Raw genomic sequence first — 22,728 nt, forward strand, 5'->3', positions numbered from 1 at the left:
CTTTTCTTTGTGCTCATAAACTCTCTTTATTAAATCACTTGTAACTCCCGTATAAAGAACCTTGTTTCTTTTGTTGGTCATTATGTAAACATAGGCTTTCTTACTCATGAAAGTAATTATAACCCAGAGATTGCCGCGCCGTGCCTACCGGCAGGCAGGTCGTCTACGGCTCCTCCCGCCAGAGGCGGGCAGGCGCAATGAAGAGTGGGTTTCAGAATCAAGAACCCGATTAATCGTTTCTTACCAAATGCCGGTTTGCGTACAAGTTGCATTATCAACAACAAGATTACCGGCAGCATCGGTTATAGTATTTATACCCGATGTAAAGGTAAATTCACCGCTAAACGGTGTGTCACTTGCGCCGAGAGTGATGGTTAATGTTATCGTAACAATCTTGTGGGTAGCATCAATAGTTGCCGCGTATGAGCCCGTATTGCTACCCACAGTGGCAAATGTGCCAAGAGTGCTAAACACTCCGTCTGAGATGCCACCGGCAAGAACCGTACTCGGGTCAATGGTCTCATTGAAGGTGATGGTCATCTTATCATCGTTAGCTAATGTGCCATTGCCATCTGCTAAAGCTATGCCCGTTGGATATGGCTTTGTCGTATCAAGAGTATAGCTAAAGCCGGCTGACAAGGGGCTCTCATTGCCGTATTTATCGACAATCTTAACCTTCAGAGCATAAGTCCCATCCGTGCTGAGAGCGGTAGCAAAGGAAGTTATGGTAGTGCTTGCCGCATCCACCACAGTAGCTATGGTCGCAAGCTTAACAAGGTCAGCGCCGGTCGCGTCGTAAAGCGTCATGATTCCGGCAGCTTTAACCGCGTCATGCAAGACTTTAACGTCAGGCGCGGTATCCGATGACGGGCCGGCCGGTGAATTAGTTGTCGCGCCGATTCCTCCGTTAACCGAATAAATGCCGGGCGCAGCTATCGGTGTTCCCCAGTTTTCGCCGGAAACCCTGATGGCAATCAACCTCTCTACAGAATTGATGATTGCTCCTGTTCCGCCGAGAACATAAACGTTGCCCGTACTCACGTCAGTACTTTTCGGGAAAATCGTCTTTAGATAACTCTCGGTAGTCGCGTTAAAGTCTGACGTATTGGTAAGCAAAAGCGGTCTTCCCAAAATAGCTCCCGCCAAAGCGTCCGCGAAGTCATCGCCTCTTGCCACAGACCACGTGGAAGCAATGTTAGCAGCAGCGCGATTCCACAGGTCAGCATGCTTGGCCACCTCAACCGCCGTAGCATACCTGTCGGCTCCGGAAACGCGCTTAATGGTGCCGCTCGTAAGTCCGGCAAGCTCGCTAACGACCGTGTCTGAAACAACGCCGGTTCCGCCAACAATGATAAGTTTCACATCCCTGCCCTCATCGGAAAGAATTAAATCCTTTGTAGCAGTAGGAATAGAATCTTTAGTCACCAACAGAACAGGAAAATCATATTTTGCGCCGGCCGCGGCTGCCGCTAAAGCATCCGGGAAGTTCTCCCCGGTGGCAATCAGATAAGTAGTAGGAGCGGCATGGGCCGCTTTGGCAATCTCTACAGCCGTTTCATACCTGTCGGCTCCGGAAATCCTTGTTACCGTGTAATCGCTATCGAGAGCTTTAACTTCACTCTCCACATCAGCAGAGATAGCTCCCGTGCCTCCAAGGATATAAACCGTTTTTGGAGCATAATTTAAACACCTGTTTATCTCATCTTTGGTGGCAGCGTCGAGTGAAATTGAGGAAGTCAATAAAATCGGCGCGCTCTTGGCGTCGGCGAGAACACCTCCAGCCAAGGCATCCGGAAACGCGTCTTTGCGGGCAAGAACTACCGCTGATGCTCCGCCAATGGTTGGATGCTGTTTTTTAGAAACCGCGACAGCCGTCTCAACTCTGGTCGCGCCGGAAAGCCGGGTTGTGTATGACGCGTAATCGGCATAAGCCGGCGCTATCATAACAATCATCGGCAATAACATGGCAATCGTAAGTATAATGGCTATTTTTTTTCTCATATTTACACCTCCTTTTAAATGGGATAAATTTTCAAGATTATTTTTAATCAATATCATTTCCCTCCCTTCTTAAAGAGTTTATTTCTCTTCTATATACTAAAGTCCTTTAAAAACTGTAAATTTTAAATTGCCGTGCCTGCCGGTAGGCAGTCAATGACACCCTATTCGTCATCACGAGCCCGAAGGGCGTGGTGATGATCTTGAGATTGCCGCGCTTCGCTCGCAATGACGGAGATGGTTATTCCCACTTCCTCGCAATGACAGAATAATAACCTTACGTTCCTCCCGCCAAAGGCGGGCAGGCGCAATGACACCTTTACCGTCACTGCGAACGACCAAAGGGAGTGTGGCAGTCTAGATTGCCGCGCTTCGCTCGCCGTGCCTGTTCGGCAGACAGGGCTTCGCCTCGTCGTTAGACCTGTACCAGGCAATGACAGGGAAGAAGATTAAATGCCCAGGGCGTTTGCAATCTCATTGTCAACCGCGCTTGAAACGGCACCGGAGCCGCCAATAATATAAGGCCCGCTTATGAACGCACTTTTTGCCTCAAGATAGCTCTTTATCCCCAAAGGAAGTTCGCCCGGTTTAACCAGAAGAAGCGGAGCTGAATTCTTCGCCGCAAGAGGCGCCGCCGAAAGGGCATCCGGGAAGAGGTCTCCTCTGGTTATATAAACATTTACCGGCGCCGAGAAATATTGATTGGCAATCTTGTAAGCTGTGTCGTATCTATCCGTGCCCCCTATCCTCGTTACGGTTATACCCATTGCAATGAGCGCGTCTTGCACAGTTTGAGAAACCGCGCCGGTTCCCCCTACTATTACCACGCTTTTTATTCCCAAGCTTGAAAGCACATTATCGGTTTCATTTGGAAGGGAATCTTTTAAAGTTAGAAGTATGGGTTTTTGGTTTTCGGCAGAATAGCTCGATATAGCCAACGCATCAGCGAAATTCTCACCAGTTGCAATTATCGCTGTCTGGCTGGGAGAACCAACCTTAAGAGCAATTTTTGCCGCCGTATCATACCTATCTTCACCCGATATTCTTGTAACGCTCAAGCCAAGTTGGGATAATTTTTGCTCAACGGTTGAAGATATCGCGCCCGTGCCTCCCAAAATTATAGCCCTGGTCGCACCCAGTCTTTTTATTTCAGCTTCAGTCTCAGCGGTAAGCGTGGCGCTTTCGGTAAGCAGTATGGGACATGAATTCTTGTAAGCTAAAGCCGCCCCTGCCAGCGCGTCGGGAAAGAGATCTCCTCTCGCGATAACTACCGCATTAGATGTCTCCCAGCCCTTGGTGGATATCGCGCATGACGTCGAGTAACGGTTTAAGCCGGCGAGACGCGGAATGCGAGAGATGGTAAACCAGGTACTTCTTAGCCCGAGCACGCTTTGGAATTTGCTGCCAGAAACCTCAACTTCACCATCAGTACCGACAATCTTCACATAGCCCACCCTTCTTGGGCCCCGCAATGAGGTTATCTCAAGCCCGATTAAAGTACCGGGAACTTTTGTAGCATCATTCGCATTCAATTTTGCTTGAATCTCGGAAACCGTATATGTCACGCTCCAATTGCGATACTTTGAAGCTGTGCAATAAGGACAAGTGGCAGCCTTGCAATAATCCCGGGGGGTGGACCATACATTTTCAGAATTTTCCGTTGAGCCACCGCAGGTAGAATGATAGTAAGCGGTAATTGGCCCATCACTATTCATAATTAATTTTCCGGCTGTGGCATCAACCGCCGCGTTTGTACTTTCTCTCTCGTGATCGTACCCTAGATAAACTTGACAGTGGGTGGTAGCGCACAAATCATAATTGTCATGTTTGCCGATATTTTTAAACGCGTAATTTCTTGCCGCGCAGGCCTGAGCTTTAAGCGCCTCCGGATGCCAGCTCGAGGGCATCTCTGAGGGAACTACTCCGTAAAGATATTTATCAAATGAAAGCTCGTTTATGGCAGCAAGGCCATCGGTGAGCGATTGAACTATCATGCTTCCGCGAAAGCGGTTGTAGGTCGTCTTCTGTGGTAATTTAATGAGGCCGGAGGCCGGAACAAATTTTATCGGATAAGCATACGTTCCAAGCGGTGTTTCATCCGGTTTTATGACTTGATATTGTGTGCCGGAGAGACGAACCTTCCAAACCTGCTCGGCAGAACCCGTGGCAATAATATCAGAACCAGCATAGATGTTAAAATTTCCAGTGCCAGTAACAGAAATTTCGCTCTGTTTAGTTAATAATCCGATTTTGATAGTGGCAGGGACGCTTCCCGCCTCCAGCGTCGTTCCTTGATAATAGTGCGCGAGAATCCGGTCATAGGTAAAGCCAGCTTCGGCCATTCCTTTGGCCCCATACTGACACATGCCAACGGCATGTCCCCAACCATGTCCCTCAATTACAATGGTATCTGTGGGGCTCAGGGCAAAAGCTAAGGGGGAGCCAATAAAAAACAAACTTCCAAGCAATGTAAGTGCTGTAACGAATGCTGCCAATTTCTTAAACACGTTTATCACTCTCCAGGTCGCTTTACTCCATTGTAAATTTTAAATTGTAAAATGTAAATTAAAGAACCGAGATTGCCACGCCCTTATCAGGGCTCGCAATGACGATTGGGTTCGAGATTGCTTCGGCTTCGCCTCGCCGTGCCTACTGGCAGGCAATGACAAGTGGGTTTGAGATTGCTTCACTCCGTTCGCAATGACGATTGGGTTTGAGATTGCCGCGCTTCGCTCGCAATGACGGAGATGGTTATTCCCACTTCCTCGCAATGACAGAATAATAACCTTACGCTCCTCCCGCCTGCCTACGTCTATGATGCCGTCAGGCATTGGCGGGCAGGCCCGCCAGAGGCGGACAAGCACAATGACGATTAAGTTCGAGATTGCTTCGCCGTGCCTGTTCGGCAGACAGGGCTTCGCCTCGCAATGACGGAACAATGCTTCTCGCAATGACGAGAAATATATATCTTTTAATAAAGTAAACGACAAAATGAGTTTTTGGTTACGATTTTTTCTAAAGAAATTATCGACAATTATCTGAAACTGCTTTAATACGCGCCGTCTTGACGCATAACCTTCACAACGGTTTTAAACAATATCTTTGCATCCATCCAAAGTGAACGGTTCTTAACGTACTCAAGGTCGAGAGCCATAAGTTTTTCAAATGTAATATCTGTTCGGCCCTCTATTTGAGCTAAACCCGTAAGACCAGGTTTAACATATAATCTTTTCAACTGCACTCCGTTACAATGCTCCATCTCACAAGGAACCAAAGGCCTCGGTCCAACAAAACTCATTTGGCCCCATAAAATATTTAAAAGCTGCGGTATCTCATCAATGCTGGTCTTTCTGATTAATTGACCAAAGTGGAAAACTCTGGGGTCTTTTTTAAGTTTAACGAAAGGTTCAGCGCGATTTTTATACTCGGTAAGATTAGTCAATACATCTTCAGCATCAACATACATTGTCCTAAATTTAATAACATCTATTAATTTTCCATCCATACCGGCCCTTTTTTGTCTGAAAAACACGGGACCCGGTGAAGACAACTTTATTCCCAAGCTAACTAAAAGCATTACGGGAGAGAGCAACATTAGCCCAACAGCACTTCCTAATATATCAACAAAACGCTCCGTAACCAGATATAAATTTACAACCCAACTCCGCTCAAGACAAACCGCTAAAGTATCCAATTAAACCTCCGTATAAATATCTTCCGCACTATAACCATGCACCTTTTAGTTTACTCCTTAAACACATAATAAACCCAATGGCCGGTTTTTTAAACCCTTCATTCTATATCGACAAAAACTCCGTCATTCTCAAGAGATTTCTGAGCTGCCGCCAAAACCTCAACAACCCTTAGCCCATTTTCACCATCGGTCTTAGGTTTGTTGCCGGTTTTTATACACTCAACAAAATGCGTGCATTGATTTTTAAGCGGCTCGCTCAACTGCAATTGAGGTATGTGAATATCCCCATATTTATAAGCAAGCTGAAAACTTCCAAAATCCTCAAACTCCCTTTCGGTTTTAGGATTATAGGTAACTCCTCTATCATAAATTCTTATCTTATCAACATTTTCCGTATCATCAAAAACAGCCATTTTCTTATCACCGATTACGGTTGTCCTACGCAATTTGCATGGATCTAACCAGCTAACGTGAATACTTGCAAGAATATTACTCTCAAATTCCATCAAGAGAAAAACAACATCCTCGGTGCTTTCAACAATGTAAGATTCCCCTTTGGCGCTGACCCTCTTTGGCTCTTGCCCAATTAAATAATTAACTATAGATATATCGTGGGGAGCTAAATCCCACATAACATTTACATCTTCTCTTATTCTTCCCAGGTTTGTGCGGTTAAGATACATGTAATAGATGTTTCCGAGCTCTCGGGAATCAATAATTTCTTTGAGCCTAACAACAGCGGGGTTAAACTCCATAATATGGCCAACCATAAGAATTTTATCTTGCTTCTTTGCAAGTTCAATAAGAGTTTTTGATTCTTTGGAAGTTAAAGTTAGCGGTTTTTCCACCAGAACATGTTTCCCTGAATTTAAGCACTTTTTAGCCAAATCAAAGTGAGTTTTAGCAGGTGTTGCTATAATAATGGCGTCAATTTCGTCATCGGCAATTAAGTCTTCGGGATTACAGTACGTTTTAATGGTGGGCAGAACCCTCTTTGAATGTTTTAGATTTTTTTCAACAAAATCGCAACAAGCATACATTTTAACATCATCAAGGTGCTCGAAGTTTCGTATGTAATTTCTGCCCCAGGTTCCACAACCAATTAAACCAATTTTTATCATTTTTCACCTTCAAATATTAAAAGGAATTATAACACAATCAAAAACTATTTAAAGCAAAAACCAAGATTGCCGCGTCGCCTACAGCTCCTCGCGATAACAGGAAGAGTTAATGCGACTCTCTGCCTGCCTGAAGACAGTCAACGGCGGGCAAGCCCTCCAGAGGCGGGCAAGCGCAATGACGAGTGTGTTTGAGATTACTTCGTCACTTGAACCCCCTATTGTAATAAAACCGAGCAAATTTGCCTTGCTATGTCATCAGAAATCGGACCGTTACCACCAAGTAAAAATACATCTTGAAGATTGGAGGCATAAAGACTAATATAGCTTGAGATATCGGGGGGCAAACTATCCTTTTCAACCAAAACAATCGGGGCATCTTTCTTTGCCGCCAAACAAGCGCCACTTAAAGCATCCGGAAAATCCGCTCCCGTGGCAACATAAGCACAAGTCGGAGCGGAAAAATACTTCTTAGCAATTAAAGCAGATGTCTTAAACCTGTTTGCCCCGCTGATCCTTTCGGGATCATATTTGTTTTTTATAAGCCAATCCTCAATATCCGGGGAAACCGCGCTTGTTCCGCCCACGATAATTGTCTTGGTTATTCTAAGTGATGAAAGCATCGACTCAACATCCGTTGTAACTCCGTCTTTAGGAACGAGCAAAATCGGAATCTGATTTTTGGCGGCATAACTCGATATTGAGAGAGCATCGGGAAAATTAAGACCGCTCGTAATTATTGCCGTCTGGCTGGACGAGCCGACTTCTTCTGCAATTTTAGAGGCAGTTTCATATCTATTGTTTCCGGCAATTCTATCAACGGTAGCGACTATCCTTTCCAACTCAGATTTAACCGTCTCCGATATCGCGCCCTTGCCTCCCAATATTATAACCTTGGTAGCTCCCAATCTTCCTATTTCAGCTTTAGTTTTAGGATTTAAAAAGGTTGAATTAGTCAGAAGTATGGGAGCATCATTTTTATAAGCCAGAGGCGCCCCGGCCAAAGCATCGGGAAAATCGTCCCCTCTTGCTAAAATAACAGTTGATGCCAAATTCCAGCCCTCTTTCGATACACAAACCGCCGTCTCGTATCTATCATTGCCGGCGATGCGCGGAAGAGCCGTTAAAAAATACTTATCTATGCCATTGAATATTCCCTGAGCCATTTTTTGCCTAAAAGTTGGAGAAAGAAGAAGCCTTGCCTCGTCGGGATTGGAAACAAAAGCGCCCTCCACTAAAACAGCCGGCATGTTGGTGCCGTTTAAAACCCTTAATTTGTACGTTGATTCAACCCTGCGGTAACGGGTGGAAATTTGTTTTATCAACTCATCCTGAATACAGTTCGCCAGAAGTTCGCCGAGAAGACTCCCCGGATAATAAAAAGTTTCGGTCCCTCCAACAGTTGGTATTTTAAAAGCGTTATTGTGAACGGAAACAAAGATGGCGGCTCTCGCATTGTTCGCAATATTACACCTATCGCCCAGAGTTAGAGAAACATCTTTTTCGCGTGTCATAAGAGTTCCATATCCCGCATTTTTCATTAAATTCCTTAATTTAAGAGATATGTCGAGATTGGCATCGCTCTCCCAGAGCTTAAGATTTCCCGTCGTTGAATTTATTCTATTTGGCAAACTTGTAAATTGATTTATTCGGCCATTTAAAAAACCGGCAGCAACAGCCGTGTTTATGGTTCCGTTGCTGATAAACGTTATTTCGCCGGTTGAGGGATTTATGGCAAAATCGGGACTCCTCGCTCCGGGATCTTTACCTCCATGACCGGGATCTATACAAACTAACGGAACAGCAAAAGCAGTAGCGCACAAAACAAATAAAATCGTTGCTGCTGTTATTACTGTTAGTGCCGGTTTATATAGCTTCAACCTAAACCCTCCTGCCTTATCTTTTATTTAGTTCTACTTTATTAAATCGGCATTCCGGGAAAAATCTTGAATTTTAAAATCAAAATTACTTCCCTCGATTTCAAGAGGTTCGCCATTAACTAAAAACTTTACTCTCTTAATAGTTGGAAACTCTGTTAACGTATTTACAATCGAGTAAATGGTCATAATCTCTGCAGCACTTCCCAGTTGATAATTGGCTTTAAATTTCTCGCTGAAATCAACATACGCCATTTCTTCCTCGATTTTTATGCCGTTAAGTTTAGTTCCTTCGGGAATTGTCGAAACATGCCCGGCTTCTTCAGGCCCTTTAATTAGTTCTTCAATTGCTGCTTGAGCGGGGGTTTCTGTTTTAGGAACTTCTTTTGTCTCAGGTAAAAGATACATTGCTTGTTCGTCTGAAAAATAGACAGTCAAAGTGGTGGTTTCTTCATCTGTTTCAAATTCAGCCCCGGATTCATCCAAACCAGTTTCTTCAACAGAAATGACCTCATTTTCCCCGTTTGTTTTAGGTTCTTCTTTATCGCAACCTGTCACAAAAAAACATACGGCTGTTATAACAACAAGAATTACAAGAAATTTAAAGCGATTCATTTTACCTCCTATGTAATTTAACTTAAAAAAAGCAAAACCCACCGTTCTTGGGCGGGATTTTATTTAAAGTTTTTACTGAAATAAAAATATTATCTTTATTATATATTAATCGGCAAAATTATCAAATTGCTTTAGCACTATATTTATTACATCTTAATTCATTACCGAAACGAACAACAACCGCCATGAAAAACCAAAAGAAAAGCATCGTTGTATGAACTTCAAAAATATTCGCGGCCAATGCCTCAATTAAAACCGCAACAAATCCAACCATGAAGCCAGCCGTTAATCCCTTTAAAAAACGAGGTGTTTCATCATTTAAAACAATGCGACGCGCCTCATGAAAAAACCTACCCAACATAAATAAGAACACGATCAACCCCAAGGTACCCACTTCACCCCAGAGCTGCATCCAAAAGGTATCTATCTGAGCCATGCTCATAGGTATAGCATATTTCTTGTAAACAGGTGTTTTGAAAATTGCGGCTACTGAGCCGCCGTATCTTCCCGGCCCAACCCCAAACAGAAAGTTATCTTTCACAACCTTCATCGTGTTTACATAATAAAAAACCCTTCCCCCACCATGGAAAATCGCCGTAGGAGGACCGTAACTAGACATCAAATACTTTAAAGAAAATCCTTCCAAAAGACGTCCGGCAATCTGTTGGGGAAAAGCAACGCTTGCCACGAGAAACAATACAAATAAAATAATCAAAACGCGTTTATCGATTAGCACACCAACAACCGCGATTCCCACCAAAAGACCCACCCAAGATTCCCGAGAAAAAGTTAAAATTAGTGCAAGAATCATGGGAGCAGAAAATAGAAACAATATTACCCTACGCTTTAAGCGGCATTCATAAAGCGCCAGCCCCAAAGTCACAGGCAAAAGTATTGAGAGATATGTTCCAAAAGTATTTGGGTTAGCCATCGTTGAGAAAACTCTGAGCATACTGCCTACGCGAAAAGCCCTGTTTTCGGCTATCCCCATAAACCAACCGCCAAAAGCATAGGGCCCCAGAATTTCTTGAATAACTCCCCCCACCGAAAGAACGGCTGCCACCACAACAGAAAGCCAGACCATTTTTTTCAAGGTACTTAAGGAAATCTCCGAGTAAATAATCACATAATATAAAAGAACGTATTGCAAAAAAGCACGAAGGCCAGCTAACCCAACACTCAGCGGAACCTTGTTAATAACAATGGACACAAACGCTATTAACAAAAAAACGATGAGGGGCTTATCCAAAGGAGTCGATTTAAAATCTTTTCGACGAGTAATAAATATTCTAAGAAGCAAACCAAAGAAAATCACCAGCAAAATTGCCTCATCCAGATATTTCAACGAGCTTGGGGCAAAAAGATCAAGGGTTAACTCCACCGGCACAAATAATAAAATAAAATAAATTCCAACCTCAATACGTGAAAGCATCAGGACCAAGATACCGAGAGAAACCAATCCCAAAAGGACAAGGGATGGTTGCCGAAAAATCAACATACCCAATAAAAAAGCCATCAGAGATAATGGAACCCCTATAAAAGGCAGCTGCCGAAAAGGCGTTGAACGCTTATCTAAAATAGAAACAGACATCCTTATTTCCCCTTTTTGTCACCAGCTGCGGGGAAGCTGAGCCAATAATCAACTGCAAATGCCAGAATTGAACCTAAAACAAATGAAACAAACAAGGCCGTAACCAACAAAACCAGCAAACTTTGGCGATTTGGAGCGGTTGGAAGCGTTGCGGGATAAATAACCTTAAAACCGCTGCTTTTAGCCAAGATGCTTTTAAGATCAGCAGCTTCTAACAACAAATCCTTTCTACTCATATAAAGAGCAGCAGTAGCATTGTTTAAAAGAGAGAGTTTAAGCTCCTGCGCTTCTTTATCCACCGATTTCCCTTCGGAGAGGTCCTCAATCGTTTGTTCGGTTTTTGTAATTAAAACATTTTCACCATCGAGTGTCTCTTTAATGTTTTGAACATCTTGCTCAACCGGCTCAATTTGAGACTTATACACTTCGTTATATTTCTCAACAAATTGCCCTGCGAGCGCATTACTCAACTTCTGCGCATCTTCCGGTGAAGCAGATTTCGCAATGATAGTTGTTATAATATTTTGTTCCTGATTTTCCACCTCAATCATTTTCTTTAAGGAAGCAGAGTCCGTGTCCCAACCAAGCTTCTTAATGGCCTCGGAAACAAAGGCGTCGCTGGTTACAATCTCCCTTGTGGTTAACCAATCGATTACACGCTTATTGTCCCTGTCTAAAGAATCATAAACGTGCCCGATCTCAATAATTGATCTACTCTCGTAAAGAGGAGGAGTAGAAAAACGACTGCATAAAACACCCGCAAACACAAATGTCACAACCACTGCAATTATCCATTTTCTTCTCCATAAAATACTCGTGTAAACCCTCGGATTAAAACCGCTAAAATTCTGTGAAGACATATCTATCACTCCTTAAAAAGCAAAATTATATACATGTAAACTAACCCCTATGTAATATCTTATCAACTAAAATTTCGGGCTGACGCAAATTAAGTTCAGGATAAACATCCTTTTTCTTTAATTCTATCTCTTCAGGACGTATTAATTTTCTCAATTTACCAACTTTAATAAGATGGCTGTCGATTGCCCCCATCTTTCCGGCAAAAATAGTATAAACCGGAGTCCCCAATACTACTGCCTCTCGATTGATGGTTCCACCCGCGCTAATTACCGCATCGGAGAAGTATATGAGACTTTGAGCGTCAACAACCTTATCTGCAACTATAATGTTATTTAGGTTCAGTTCTTTGAGTCTTAAACGTTGTTCTTCCATTCTTGGAAGAATAACCGTGCAGACATTCGATTGTTGAGACAGATAGTTTAAAGTGTCATCAAAGAGAGGGTTCTCAAACCGATGATAAAGAGCTACGTCCGGTGGCGTTCTAAATGTAACTATTATCTTCTTTTCATCGACTCCAAGCTGGGATAAAACAGCTTTATTTGGCTTAAATCCATAAAGGTAATATTCTTCTTTTAAACCGGGATACGGAAAAGCTCTTTCCGGTTTAAGCCCGTAAGGACGTAAAACATCCAAGGGGATTAAGTCGGGAAAGAGTGCTTTTTTTGAAACTCTTAAGTTTATATTGTGCGCGACCTTGGCATACTCATAATCAAACATCGTAACGTGGGGAATCCGTAAAAAAAGCGAAGCGACGGCCAAGTCGTTTGAGCCGTGACTTAGCGCCAGATCAAAGTTTTTGCCTTTGGCGAATTTTATTAAATCCTTTGTTCTGGAAAGAAGGCCAACCGCTTTTTTTAAAAAGCTTTTTCCCCGGTGATGACCAATCAAGGTATAATCCATCTTGTGCATTTCAAGCATGGGCACTGTTTGAGCAAATTCCCGCGCCGTAATTGTTACCGAGTGGCCTCTCTTATTTAGTTCCTCTATTATTGGTTTGAAAATTACCACATGAGGAGAATTTGTTATGTCAATCCATATATTCATTCTTGTTGCCTTTCAAAAATCGTCATTTTGACTATAAGATTCATTCAAAAAATTATTTAAACATATATTTTGTCACTCATATATTTGAAATATAACCCTGAGATTGCTTCGCCCCAATAAAACGGGGCTCGCAATGACAGGAAAAATATGTGGCTCTTCGCTTGCCTGCCGGCAGACACGGCAATCTTCAATTTACAATTCGACGAAGTTGCCATATCACTGGTTTTGGGGACCTCTTTTACCCTGTTCCTTCACTTAGAATCATAACTATTTTCTCGGCGGCCTGTCCATCCCCAAAAACCTGTCTTTGCGAACCGTTTGGCCAAAAATCTTCCACCGCCGCCAAAATATTATCATAATTACTACCAACTAATATATTCCAACCGTCTTCCACTGTTTCTACCCACTCCGTTGTTTCTCTCAAGGTAACACAAGGAACTTTAAAGAAATAAGCTTCCTTTTGTATTCCTCCTGAATCAGTCAGTATTTTCTTGGCATTTTTCTCAAGCATCAAAAAATCCAAATAACCAACGGCATCAATCAACACAACGTTTTTCGAATTTTCAAGATCAGACAGGAGCCCAAAATTATCCAAACTCTTTTTCGTTCTGGGGTGAAGGGGAAAAACCAATTTTTCCTCACAATCACAAAAAGCTCTAACTATCTCCGAAAGATTTTTAACGTTATCTGTATTGCCCGCCCTGTGAATTGTCGCCAATAAATACTCTTTTTTATCCAAATTCAACTTATTTAAAATATCCGACTTATCTTCAGCAATTTTTCCAAAATAAATTGCAGTATCATACATTATATCCCCGACGTTGAAAACCAATGGATAATTGGTGATCATGGGCCGGAAATTAGAAAATTCGTTGATGAGCTTTCCCTCGTTAATAATATTGTTGAACCCCTCATTTCGTAAATTGTTTATTGCTGTTTGCGTGGGACAAAACAAATAATCGGAAATGTGGTCGGTCAAGATACGGTTAACTTCTTCCGGCATCGTCTTATCAAAAGAACGCAAGCCGGCTTCAACATGAGCCAGAGGAATATGAAGCTTTACCGCTGCCAGGGCCCCGGCAAGCGTAGAATTTGTATCACCGTAAACCAATGTTAAATCCGGTTTTTCGGATAATAAAACATCTTCAATTTGAGCAAGCATATCCGCTGTCTGTTTTCCTTGAGAAGCAGAACCCACACCCAGATTATAATCAGGTTTTGGGATGCCCAGCTGCTCAAAAAAGATAGCCGACATCTCTTTGTTATAATGTTGACCAGTATGAATTAAAACTTCATGATGATTTTTTCTTATTTTTTTTGATATGGGAGCCGCTTTAATAAACTGCGGACGCGCCCCAACAATAGAAGCTATCTTCATTATCATAATACCTTTTTGATGACTTTTACTACGGATTCAATCTGTTCCTTTTTCAATTCGGCATATAAGGGAATCGCAATGGTTTCTTTGGAAGCTTTATCGCTTTCAGGTAAATCCCCCCACTTATAACCCAAATCCGCGTAAACTTCCTGGAGATGAAGAGGCACCGGATAATAAACGCCCGTGCCTATCCCCGCTTCTTTTAGAGCTTTTTCAAGCTCATCGCGTTTTTTTGTTCGGATAATGTAAAGATGATAAATGTGTTTTACGTTATCTGCCTCAAAGGGAGTTACAACATCGATATCTTTTAAAAGTTCGTTGTAGATATAAGCATTTTCCCCGCGCTTATCGTTCCAGGAATCTAAATATTTTAGCTTCACCAAAAGTATCGCCGCCTGAAGAGCATCCAATCTACTGTTGTGGCCCAAAATTGTATGATGATACTTCTTGGGGCTCCCGTGCTGTCTTAAAAGGCGAATCCTTTCTGCCAAATCTTTATCATTTGTAACAACCATGCCACCATCGCCCGCGCAACCTAAATTCTTGCTGGGGAAGAAACTAAAACAGCCCGTATCTCCAAGGCCGCCGATTCTTTTTCCCTTAAATTCCGCTCCGATAGCCTGACATGCATCCTCAACAACTTTTAAATTATGTTTTTTGGCAAGAGTCATAATAGCATCCATATCGACCGGCTGACCGAATATGTGAACAGGAATTATGGCCTTGGTATTTTCATTAATTTTTTCTTCTATTAACTCTATGTTTAAATTAAATGTATTTGGTTCAATATCCACAAAGACAGGTTTTGCCCCTACCCGTGAAATACATTCAGCGGTCGCAAAAAAAGTAAAAGGAGTAGTGATTACTTCATCTCCCGGCCCTATACCCATTGCCTCAAGTGACAAAATCAAGGCGTCTGTCCCGTTGGCAACCCCAACTCCATACTTTGCTCCGCAAAAGACTGCGACTTTTTCTTCTAATTCCTGAACCTTACTTCCCAAAATAAAGCGACAGCTCCCCATCACTTCCATTACTGCCGCATCAATTTCATTTTTTATAGAACAATATTGAGCTTGTAAATCTAAAAGTGGGATACTCATAAAACCTCCTGTTTAGTTCCATTAGTCTATTAGTTGGCCTGCCCGCCAATGCCTAGCGGCATTATAGGCGCAGGCAGGCGGGGAGTCGGTAATTTATAGTTTGCTAGTTTTTCCATACTCCATATTCTATACTCCATCGCCATTTGCTATATGCCATATGCTACCCGCTACTGATTTTTTAACAATTCTTCCTCCGGCACATCTCTTACGACTCTGGCCGGAATGCCCATCACAAGTTTATATGCCGGAACATCCTTTGTAACAATCGAACCCGCCGCGATAAAGGATTCTTCCCCAACCTCTATCGCGGGCAACAAAATCGAATTTCCTCCGATTCTCGCCCCTCGCTTTACATGAGCCCCTTTCATCTCCTTGAGTCTCTTTTCAGTGCGACCCATGTAATTGTCGTTCGTGAAAGTAACCATCGGGGCTATAAAAACATGGTCTTCAAGAATACTGTAAGCCGTAATATAAGAATTAGTCTGCATTTTTGTATAATCGCCGATGGAAACCTCGTTCTCAATAGCAACTCCTCTTCCGACCACAACAAAATCACCGATAACAACCTTCTCTCTTATGGTGGCCAAATCGGCAACCGTAACATTTTCACCAAGTTTTGTTCCCGCATATATAATTGCACCCGTGCCTATACTGCAACCCGAGCCAATCTCAAGAGGAGACAACCTGCCCTCAACTTTAGCCGTGCTGGTTGGAGCAAGTTTTGGTTGTCTTCCTAAAACAGCATTGTCAGCTATAGTTACATTGTCTCCAATTTGAACTCCCTCATAAATAATGACATTATTTCCTAAAATTACATTTGAGCCAATTTTTACATCCTCATAAATCACAACATTTTGACCCGTCTTAAAATTTGAGCCCGTCTTAGCCGACGCGGCAATACTACAGTTAGCCAACTTTAAACATCTCCTATCTTCACAGGCATACCGCCACTTTTCAAAGATTTTTGCGCGGCTTCTAAAACTTTAACAACCCTTAAACCATCACGCCCGTCACTCAAGGGGGATTTTCCTTCAATTATGCACTCAATAAAATGCATACATTCGGTACGCAGAGGTTCCTTCATGTTTATTGAGGGAATGACTATGTCCCCGAAACGTAAAGTCAAGTCCTCTCCGTAGGGTTTGTAATCCTGACTCTCCAAACCATCGACGCCTTTATCATAAATCTTTATTTTTTCAGCGCTTTCCATGTCATCAAAGACAACCATTTTTTTGCTGCCCACTATGGTTAACTTCCTAACTTTGTGAGGATCAAGCCAGCTTACCTGCATATGAGCCATAACACCATTGGGAAAATGCAAACTACTAAAGACAACATCCTCAATTCCATCACGAAGATAAGATTCACCTCTAGTTGTAACTTCAACCGGCTCCATCCCAAGAAGATAAAGGATAACCGATATATCATGAGGAGCTAAGCTCCAAAGAGCATTTTCGTCGCGCCTTACTTTCCCCAAATTTAAACGCTGAGAATATAAGTAATAAACTTCTCCCATCTCTCCGGAATCAATATAAGACTTAACCTTGCGAACAGCCGAATGATATTCAAGTAAATGCCCGACCATCAAAATCTTATTCTTCTTGTCAGCCAAATCAACCAGTTCGGAAGAGGTAGCACTATCGAGCGTCAAGGGCTTCTCAACATAAACATGCTTGCCATGCTCCAAAGCTTGTTTTGCTAAATCATAATGAGTAGGCGCAGACGTAGCAACTACAACCGCATCTATATCTATGTCATTTAAAATCTCCGCATAGTCCCGAGTTGTCTTAACTGACGGATAAAGCTGATTGATTTTCCGCAGATTATCTTCTGCCAAATCACAACAAGCCACTAAATTTACATTAGATATTCTACTAAAGTTTCTAACAAGATTTGGACCCCAATAACCATAGCCGACCACGGCCACATTAATCTTACCCATATAAGCTCCCAAAATTTAAATTTTTACTATATTTCCCCTGCTAAATTCATCCAAAGCATTTCTGGTATCGACAACAAGATTTGCTTTGTTAACAATAAGTTCGTAGTCCACATTAGAATGGTCGGTAATTACCACCGCGCAATCATTTTCTCTTAACATGTCTTCGCTTAATGGTTGGGAACAAAAAGATTCGTCTCCAACACTAATTTTATCTATATACGGGTCATGGTAAGAAACAAGTGCGCCCTTCTGTCTAAGAATTTCAATAACCTTTAAAGCCGGGGATTCTCTAAGATCATCAATGTCTTTCTTGTAGGCAACCCCCAAAATAAGAATTTTGGAACCCTTAATACTTTTTTGAACATCGTTTAAAGCTTCCGCTATTTTTGAGACAACATAATAGGGCATATTTTGGTTGATCTTGCCGGCAAGCTCAATAAACTCGGTATAAAAATCATACTCCTTGGCTTTCCAGGAAAGATAAAAAGGGTCTACAGGAATACAATGCCCACCTAACCCCGGGCCGGGATAAAACGGCATAAAGCCAAATGGCTTGGTAGATGCCGCCTTTACAACTTCCCAAACATCTATATTCATACGGTCACATAAAATCATGATTTCATTCACCAAAGCTATGTTTACACAACGAAATATATTCTCCAAAAGCTTTGTCATCTCGGCTGTTTTAGGTGAAGATACCGATACTACTTGATCCACAACCTGAGCATACAATAAAGAAGCTATACGGGTGCAATCTTTCGTAACGCCCCCAACAACCTTTGGAGTGTTTTTAATTGAGTACTTTTTGTTCCCGGGGTCCACCCTCTCGGGAGAAAACGCAACATAAATGTCTTTGCCGACTTCTAAACCATATTTTTTAATCACAGGTAAAATAATTTCTTCCGTTGTGCCAGGATAAGATGTGCTTTCAAGGATAATTAACTGCCCTTTTTTGAGATAGGGAGAGATTGAATTTATACTGCCCTGAATATACGAAGTATCCGGCTCCCTTGTTTTATTAAGGGGTGTGGGGACACAAATAATTATTACATCTAAGTCGCCAATAACTTTAAAATCGTTAGTTGCTTTAAGATGGCCGCTTTTTACCAGGTTTTTAATTATGTCCCCGTTTAAATCGGGAATATAATTTTCACCTCTTAAAATCATATCCACTTTTCGGCAATCAAGATCTATTCCGACCACGTTAAAATCAACTTTAGCCATCTCAACAGCAAGGGGCAGCCCCACATATCCCAGGCCAACTATCCCAATCTTCACTTTTTTCTCAGTTATCTCATTTTCAAGAGACATGGTCATCCTTTTAACAAATTAATAAAGAACAAATGCTATCATAAAGACTATATCCTGTCTAACCAACTTATCCTCTACTTAATGGCAAACATTAATTCACCTTGTGCCACCAATTCTCCATCTACGGTGGCTTTTGCCTGTCCAACACCAATAAGGCCTTTTGTCTTTATAATCTCCGTTTCAAGCTTCAATTGGTCACCCGGACGAACTTGTCTTTTAAACCTCACCTTATCTATTCCCGCAAAAAAAGCAATTTTGCCCCTGTTCTCCTCTTTGCTTAAAAGAGCGACCGCTCCAACCTGAGCCAGTGCCTCAACTATTAACACTCCGGGCATAACAGGATAATCAGGAAAATGGCCGGCAAAGTAGAATTCGTCTGCGACAACATTTTTAATTCCCACAGCCCGCCTTCCTACTTCAAGCTCTAAAATCTTATCCACTAAAAGAAATGGGGGCCTGTGAGGAATAATTTTTTTAATTTCATCAACATCCAACATAAAAATATCCTCCCTCTCAATCATATGAAAAAAGTTTATCCCTTTCTTAAAATTAAGACAAGTTCAATTGTTATGTTATAATCTTTTAAAATAAAAAATGAAAATGCCGTGCCTACCGGCAGGCAGGAAAATATAAAAACGATATAGAAAAATTAAAAATGTTAAGGGCAAAACCACATCACTTTCAACCTCGCCACTGCCGGGATGTAGGTTAATCTTCACCCATCAAAAAAAAGGGTGGGGAAGATTGCCGTTTCAAAATATAAAAGGACGGGAAAATATCTTGAAAAAAATCTTAATAACATTACTTGTTTTGACATTAACCGGAGCAGTAGCATTCACCCTTTATTTTCGTTTAAGGCCTGCGGAAACATCTGAAAACCCAATTATAGAAAATGTGGATGAAGATATCGAGATAAAAGATGACTCCGTCGTCGAAGAAAACACCTCTGAAAATTATTGTCTTACTTGTGGGCAGGAAACCGCTCCGGAAAATGCCAATCTTAGACCGCTTGCCGTAATTATTGAGAACCATCCCGCGGCGCGGCCTCAATCGGGACTCGAAGATGCCTGCATTGTTTATGAGGTAGTTGCCGAAGGTGGTATCACAAGATTTTTAGCCATTTACACTCACAAAAATTGCAATAATATCGGCCCCGTGAGAAGCGTCAGAAAATATTTCGCTGAGATAGCAAAAGGATATGATGCTATGCTGGCACATTGTGGAGGCTCTCCAACCGGCTATTTAGCCATTAAAGAATTACACTTAGCCGATCTGGATGAATTCGCAAACTCAGGAGCTTATCGGAGGGTAAGTTCACGTAAGATGCCGCACAATCTCTATACTTCCACCAAAAGACTGAGAGAACGCGCTGAGAAGAAGAATTTTGCTTCTAATGTGAGTTATGAATCTTTTAAATTTAAAAATGATGCCCCTCTTGAGAAACGACCTGAAGAGACGTACGCGATTATAGATTTCTCTACTCCAAAATTTAAAGTGAAATATGAATACAATCGAGAAAATAATTCGTACTCGCGCTTTATGGGCGGCATGCAACATAAAGACAGTAACTCGGGCAAACAGCTTGAAGCAAAAAATATTCTAGTCTTAATAACATCAATTCGGGTAGTCGATAAGATAGGCCGTGTCGATATAAGCACTTTGGGAAGTGGCCCGGCATATGCTTTTTTAGATGGCACTGTAATTACAGGTAGATGGACCCGAGAAAGTTTATCTAACACAATAAAGTTTTATGACCAGTCAGAAAAAGAGATTGCGTTAAACCGAGGGCAAACGTGGATTGAAATTATATCTCCTGATAAAAAAGTAGACTTTCCTGAATTTCAAGGTTAAATCTTAAGCGAATCTTGTTTACTAACCCTGCTTATGTCAGCACCAAGGGATTTTAGCTTGATTTCAAAGCTCTCATATCCCCTGTCAATATGAGAAATATCAATAACTTCAGTAACGCCTTTGGCAACCAATCCGGCCAAAACCAGTGCCGCCCCACCTCTTAAATCAGTGGATTTTACCGGAGCTCCGATAAGACCATTAATCCTTTTTACAATCGCGTGAGGGCCTTGAACACGAATATTTGCCCCCATTCGATTAAGCTCGTCAATAAGCATAAACCTATTTTCAAAAACATTTTCCGTAACTATGCTTGTTCCGTTAGCAACAGACAGTAATGCCATCATTTGAGCTTGCATATCCGTTGGAAATCCGGGATAAGGCAATGTAGCAATATCTAACGGTTTAATCTCACCATTTCGAGAAACTCTTAGCCCGCCATCGGTTTCATTAATTGTCACACCCGCATCGGTTAATTTGCTTTTAATCATACCCATTAAATTAAGCGGCGCGTTTTGAATTAAAACATCACCATCAGATAAAGCAGCCGCCACCATAAATGTTCCCGCCTCTATCCTGTCGGAAACAACCGTATATTCTCCTGTGGGGCAAAGTTTTTCAACTCCTTTAATAACCAAACGGCTTGTGCCGGCTCCATCAATTTTTGCCCCCATCTGTTTTAAAAAATAAACGAGGTCGGTTATTTCCGGCTCCCTTGCGGCATTTTTAATTACAGTCGTTCCTTTTGCCTTGACGGCCGCCATCAAAATATTTTCAGTTGCTCCGACACTTGGAAAATTGAAATCAATCTCCGTTCCCTTTAAAGTATTTGCTTCCGCTTCAATAAATCCGCGTTTTACCTTTATTTTAGCTCCTAACTTCTCCAAACCACGCAGATGAAAATCTATCTTTCTCAAGCCAATATTACACCCACCCGGCAATGCCACATATGCTTTACCAACCTTTGCCAGCAAAGGGCCTAAAACTATTATGGAGGCACGCATTTGATTTACCAGTTCATATGGCGCTTCACATCTTAAAGAACTCGCGGGGGTAATGGTTGTTGGGCCGGAATCGCTTAAATCCACCTTCATTCCAAGCTCTTCAAGAACCTTTGCCATAACAAAAACATCTTTGATTTTCGGGACATTCTTGAGAACAACTTTATCGTCACTCAATATTGAAGCAGCCATGAGTTTAAGGGCAGCATTTTTAGCTCCGCCAATCTTTACGGTGCCTTTTAATTTATTCCCGCCTCTTATAAGAAACTTTTCCATATAACTCCTAAAAGCTTAATTTTAATAAGTATAGTATATCCTTTGCCGGCCATTACATTAAATACCGGTTTTATGACAAACATCGAAGCTTTTTTATTTATATTTTAGAATTATAACTCAGAGATTGCTTCGTCGCTATTGCTCCTCGCAATGACGGAGGTGGTGAGATTTTTTGTCACCTTGTTTCTCATAGTGACGCCCTATTCGTCACTGCGAGCGACCTGCCCGCCAACCCGCAGCGGGTCATAGGCTCAGGCAGGCGCTCCATTGGAAAATGAAAATTGGGAAATCAGCCTCCCGCCCTCAGCTGCCAGCTTTCAGGAAGAGCAAGAAGCATAGAACAGAGAGTGTATGAGCATGGTCGACCCACAAAAAAATATAATTAAACCGAGATTGCCGCGTCGCCTACGGCTCCTCGCAATGACGAGTGGGTTTGAGATTGCTTCGCCCCTATCAGGGTTCGCAATGACGAGTGGGTTTGAGATTGCTTCGTCGCTATCAGGGTTCGCAATGACGAGTGGGTTTGAGATTGCTTCGTCGCTATTGCTCCTCGCAATGACGGAGGATTTAATTTCCTCCAATGACAATCCTATTCGTCACTGCCTACCCCTTTACCGTCACTGCGAGCAAAGCGCGGCAGTCTCAGGTAAGCAGGCAATGACGAGTGGTTTTGAGATTGCTTCGTTACCCGCATCGGGGACAGGTCGCCTACGGCTCCTCCCGCCAGAGGCGGGCACGGCGCAATGACAGGGAATATGGCAATATGACAGAGAGTTTAATTTCCTCGCAATGACACCTTATTCTTAATTCCCTCTCATCACGAGAAAAAAACAAACCCTTGAATCAATCAAGGGTTTGTGACGTTTATTTAAAAACTTTAAATTAGATAACTAAACTCTTTTGCTAATCCGTATCCTATTTTCAGCTTTTTCTAAATCAATTTGAGCTTTGTAGTAATCCTCGCCTTCTTTTTGGGCTTCGGCAATTTCCTTAATAGCCTTCTCTTTTGCTTCTTTTGCCCTTTTGATATCAATTTCAGAAGCAAACTCCGCGAAATTGGCAAGGATAATAACT

The 22,728-nt window shown here is 42.2% G+C and carries 18 protein-coding genes; 1 reads left to right on the top strand and 17 read right to left on the bottom strand.

Annotated elements, in window-relative coordinates:
- Positions 1–240: 240 nt before the first annotated feature.
- The 15 genes from Q7U95_RS01410 to fabZ form a co-directional block, all read right to left on the bottom strand.
- On the bottom strand, positions 241–2,001 hold the full coding sequence (locus Q7U95_RS01410) for a cell wall-binding repeat-containing protein (RefSeq protein WP_308751495.1): 1,761 nt from the start codon (positions 1,999–2,001) through the stop codon (positions 241–243).
- Positions 2,002–2,447: 446 nt separating this feature from the next.
- Positions 2,448–4,505: a SpoIID/LytB domain-containing protein gene (locus Q7U95_RS01415; RefSeq protein ID WP_308751496.1), complete on the bottom strand. Its 2,058-nt coding sequence runs from the start codon at positions 4,503–4,505 to the stop codon at positions 2,448–2,450.
- A gap of 542 nt (positions 4,506–5,047) precedes the next feature.
- Positions 5,048–5,692 carry a sugar transferase gene (locus tag Q7U95_RS01420; protein ID WP_308751497.1) on the bottom strand — a complete coding sequence of 215 codons (645 nt, stop codon included), beginning with the start codon at positions 5,690–5,692 and terminating at the stop codon, positions 5,048–5,050.
- 98 nt (positions 5,693–5,790) lie between these two features.
- Complete coding sequence (locus Q7U95_RS01425) at positions 5,791–6,813, bottom strand: Gfo/Idh/MocA family oxidoreductase (protein WP_308751498.1); 1,023 nt, start codon at positions 6,811–6,813, stop codon at positions 5,791–5,793.
- Between the two features lie 215 nt (positions 6,814–7,028).
- Positions 7,029–8,690, bottom strand: coding sequence for a cell wall-binding repeat-containing protein (locus Q7U95_RS01430; protein ID WP_308751499.1), 1,662 nt, complete (start codon positions 8,688–8,690; stop codon positions 7,029–7,031).
- 33 nt (positions 8,691–8,723) lie between these two features.
- Positions 8,724–9,302: a GerMN domain-containing protein gene (locus tag Q7U95_RS01435; protein ID WP_308751500.1), complete on the bottom strand. Its 579-nt coding sequence runs from the start codon at positions 9,300–9,302 to the stop codon at positions 8,724–8,726.
- 121 nt (positions 9,303–9,423) lie between these two features.
- Complete coding sequence (locus Q7U95_RS01440; protein WP_308751501.1) at positions 9,424–10,893, bottom strand: O-antigen ligase family protein; 1,470 nt, start codon at positions 10,891–10,893, stop codon at positions 9,424–9,426.
- Positions 10,894–10,895: 2 nt separating this feature from the next.
- Entirely contained in the window at positions 10,896–11,753 is an 858-nt protein-coding gene (locus Q7U95_RS01445) for a Wzz/FepE/Etk N-terminal domain-containing protein (protein ID WP_308751502.1), read from the bottom strand.
- A gap of 40 nt (positions 11,754–11,793) precedes the next feature.
- Positions 11,794–12,798 carry a DUF354 domain-containing protein gene (locus Q7U95_RS01450; protein ID WP_308751503.1) on the bottom strand — a complete coding sequence of 335 codons (1,005 nt, stop codon included), beginning with the start codon at positions 12,796–12,798 and terminating at the stop codon, positions 11,794–11,796.
- 238 nt (positions 12,799–13,036) lie between these two features.
- Positions 13,037–14,182, bottom strand: coding sequence for a UDP-N-acetyl glucosamine 2-epimerase (locus Q7U95_RS01455; RefSeq protein WP_308751504.1), 1,146 nt, complete (start codon positions 14,180–14,182; stop codon positions 13,037–13,039).
- Positions 14,179–15,276, bottom strand: a complete 1,098-nt coding sequence (locus tag Q7U95_RS01460) for a DegT/DnrJ/EryC1/StrS family aminotransferase (protein WP_308751505.1) — start codon at positions 15,274–15,276, stop codon at positions 14,179–14,181. Before Q7U95_RS01460 ends, Q7U95_RS01455 begins: the two co-directional genes overlap by 4 nt.
- A gap of 167 nt (positions 15,277–15,443) precedes the next feature.
- On the bottom strand, positions 15,444–16,190 hold the full coding sequence (locus tag Q7U95_RS01465) for an acyltransferase (RefSeq protein ID WP_308751506.1): 747 nt from the start codon (positions 16,188–16,190) through the stop codon (positions 15,444–15,446).
- Positions 16,191–16,192: 2 nt separating this feature from the next.
- Positions 16,193–17,218 carry a Gfo/Idh/MocA family oxidoreductase gene (locus Q7U95_RS01470; protein WP_308751507.1) on the bottom strand — a complete coding sequence of 342 codons (1,026 nt, stop codon included), beginning with the start codon at positions 17,216–17,218 and terminating at the stop codon, positions 16,193–16,195.
- A gap of 15 nt (positions 17,219–17,233) precedes the next feature.
- Positions 17,234–18,529 (bottom strand): nucleotide sugar dehydrogenase, encoded by a 1,296-nt coding sequence (locus Q7U95_RS01475; RefSeq protein WP_308751508.1) that lies wholly within the window; start codon positions 18,527–18,529, stop codon positions 17,234–17,236.
- Between the two features lie 74 nt (positions 18,530–18,603).
- Entirely contained in the window at positions 18,604–19,026 is a 423-nt protein-coding gene (fabZ, locus tag Q7U95_RS01480; protein ID WP_308751509.1) for a 3-hydroxyacyl-ACP dehydratase FabZ, read from the bottom strand.
- Between the two features lie 247 nt (positions 19,027–19,273).
- On the opposite strand from fabZ, the gene Q7U95_RS01485 reads away from it, so the two are divergent.
- The gene (locus Q7U95_RS01485; RefSeq protein WP_308751510.1) at positions 19,274–20,380 is read left to right on the top strand and encodes a DUF3048 domain-containing protein; all 1,107 of its coding nucleotides are present in this window, start codon (positions 19,274–19,276) and stop codon (positions 20,378–20,380) included.
- On the opposite strand, the gene murA is transcribed toward Q7U95_RS01485, so the two are convergent.
- Positions 20,377–21,654, bottom strand: coding sequence for a UDP-N-acetylglucosamine 1-carboxyvinyltransferase (gene murA / locus Q7U95_RS01490; RefSeq protein ID WP_308751511.1), 1,278 nt, complete (start codon positions 21,652–21,654; stop codon positions 20,377–20,379). The genes Q7U95_RS01485 and murA overlap by 4 nt on opposite strands.
- Positions 21,655–22,544: 890 nt before the next feature.
- Positions 22,545–22,728, bottom strand: a 184-nt coding sequence (locus Q7U95_RS01495; protein WP_308751512.1) for an ATP synthase delta/epsilon chain alpha-helix domain-containing protein, incomplete at its 5' end; no start/stop codon positions are given.

Origin of the sequence: Candidatus Oleimmundimicrobium sp., from assembly GCF_030651595.1 — a bacterium.
GTDB lineage: Bacteria > Actinomycetota > Aquicultoria > UBA3085 > Oleimmundimicrobiaceae > JAUSCH01.

Excerpts from the sequence above, each read along its gene's own strand:
- Q7U95_RS01455 (WP_308751504.1), bottom strand. The coding sequence starts at position 14,182 with ATGATAATGAAGATAGCTTCTATTGTTGGGGCGCGTCCGCAGTTTATT.
- Q7U95_RS01470 (WP_308751507.1), bottom strand. The coding sequence starts at position 17,218 with ATGGGTAAGATTAATGTGGCCGTGGTCGGCTATGGTTATTGGGGTCCA.
- Q7U95_RS01425 (WP_308751498.1), bottom strand. The coding sequence starts at position 6,813 with ATGATAAAAATTGGTTTAATTGGTTGTGGAACCTGGGGCAGAAATTAC.
- fabZ (WP_308751509.1), bottom strand. The coding sequence starts at position 19,026 with ATGTTGGATGTTGATGAAATTAAAAAAATTATTCCTCACAGGCCCCCA.
- Q7U95_RS01445 (WP_308751502.1), bottom strand. The coding sequence starts at position 11,753 with ATGTCTTCACAGAATTTTAGCGGTTTTAATCCGAGGGTTTACACGAGT.
- Q7U95_RS01460 (WP_308751505.1), bottom strand. The coding sequence starts at position 15,276 with ATGAGTATCCCACTTTTAGATTTACAAGCTCAATATTGTTCTATAAAA.
- Q7U95_RS01440 (WP_308751501.1), bottom strand. The coding sequence starts at position 10,893 with ATGTCTGTTTCTATTTTAGATAAGCGTTCAACGCCTTTTCGGCAGCTG.
- Q7U95_RS01475 (WP_308751508.1), bottom strand. The coding sequence starts at position 18,529 with ATGTCTCTTGAAAATGAGATAACTGAGAAAAAAGTGAAGATTGGGATA.
- Q7U95_RS01435 (WP_308751500.1), bottom strand. The coding sequence starts at position 9,302 with ATGAATCGCTTTAAATTTCTTGTAATTCTTGTTGTTATAACAGCCGTA.
- Q7U95_RS01410 (WP_308751495.1), bottom strand. The coding sequence starts at position 2,001 with ATGAGAAAAAAAATAGCCATTATACTTACGATTGCCATGTTATTGCCG.
- Q7U95_RS01450 (WP_308751503.1), bottom strand. The coding sequence starts at position 12,798 with ATGAATATATGGATTGACATAACAAATTCTCCTCATGTGGTAATTTTC.
- murA (WP_308751511.1), bottom strand. The coding sequence starts at position 21,654 with ATGGAAAAGTTTCTTATAAGAGGCGGGAATAAATTAAAAGGCACCGTA.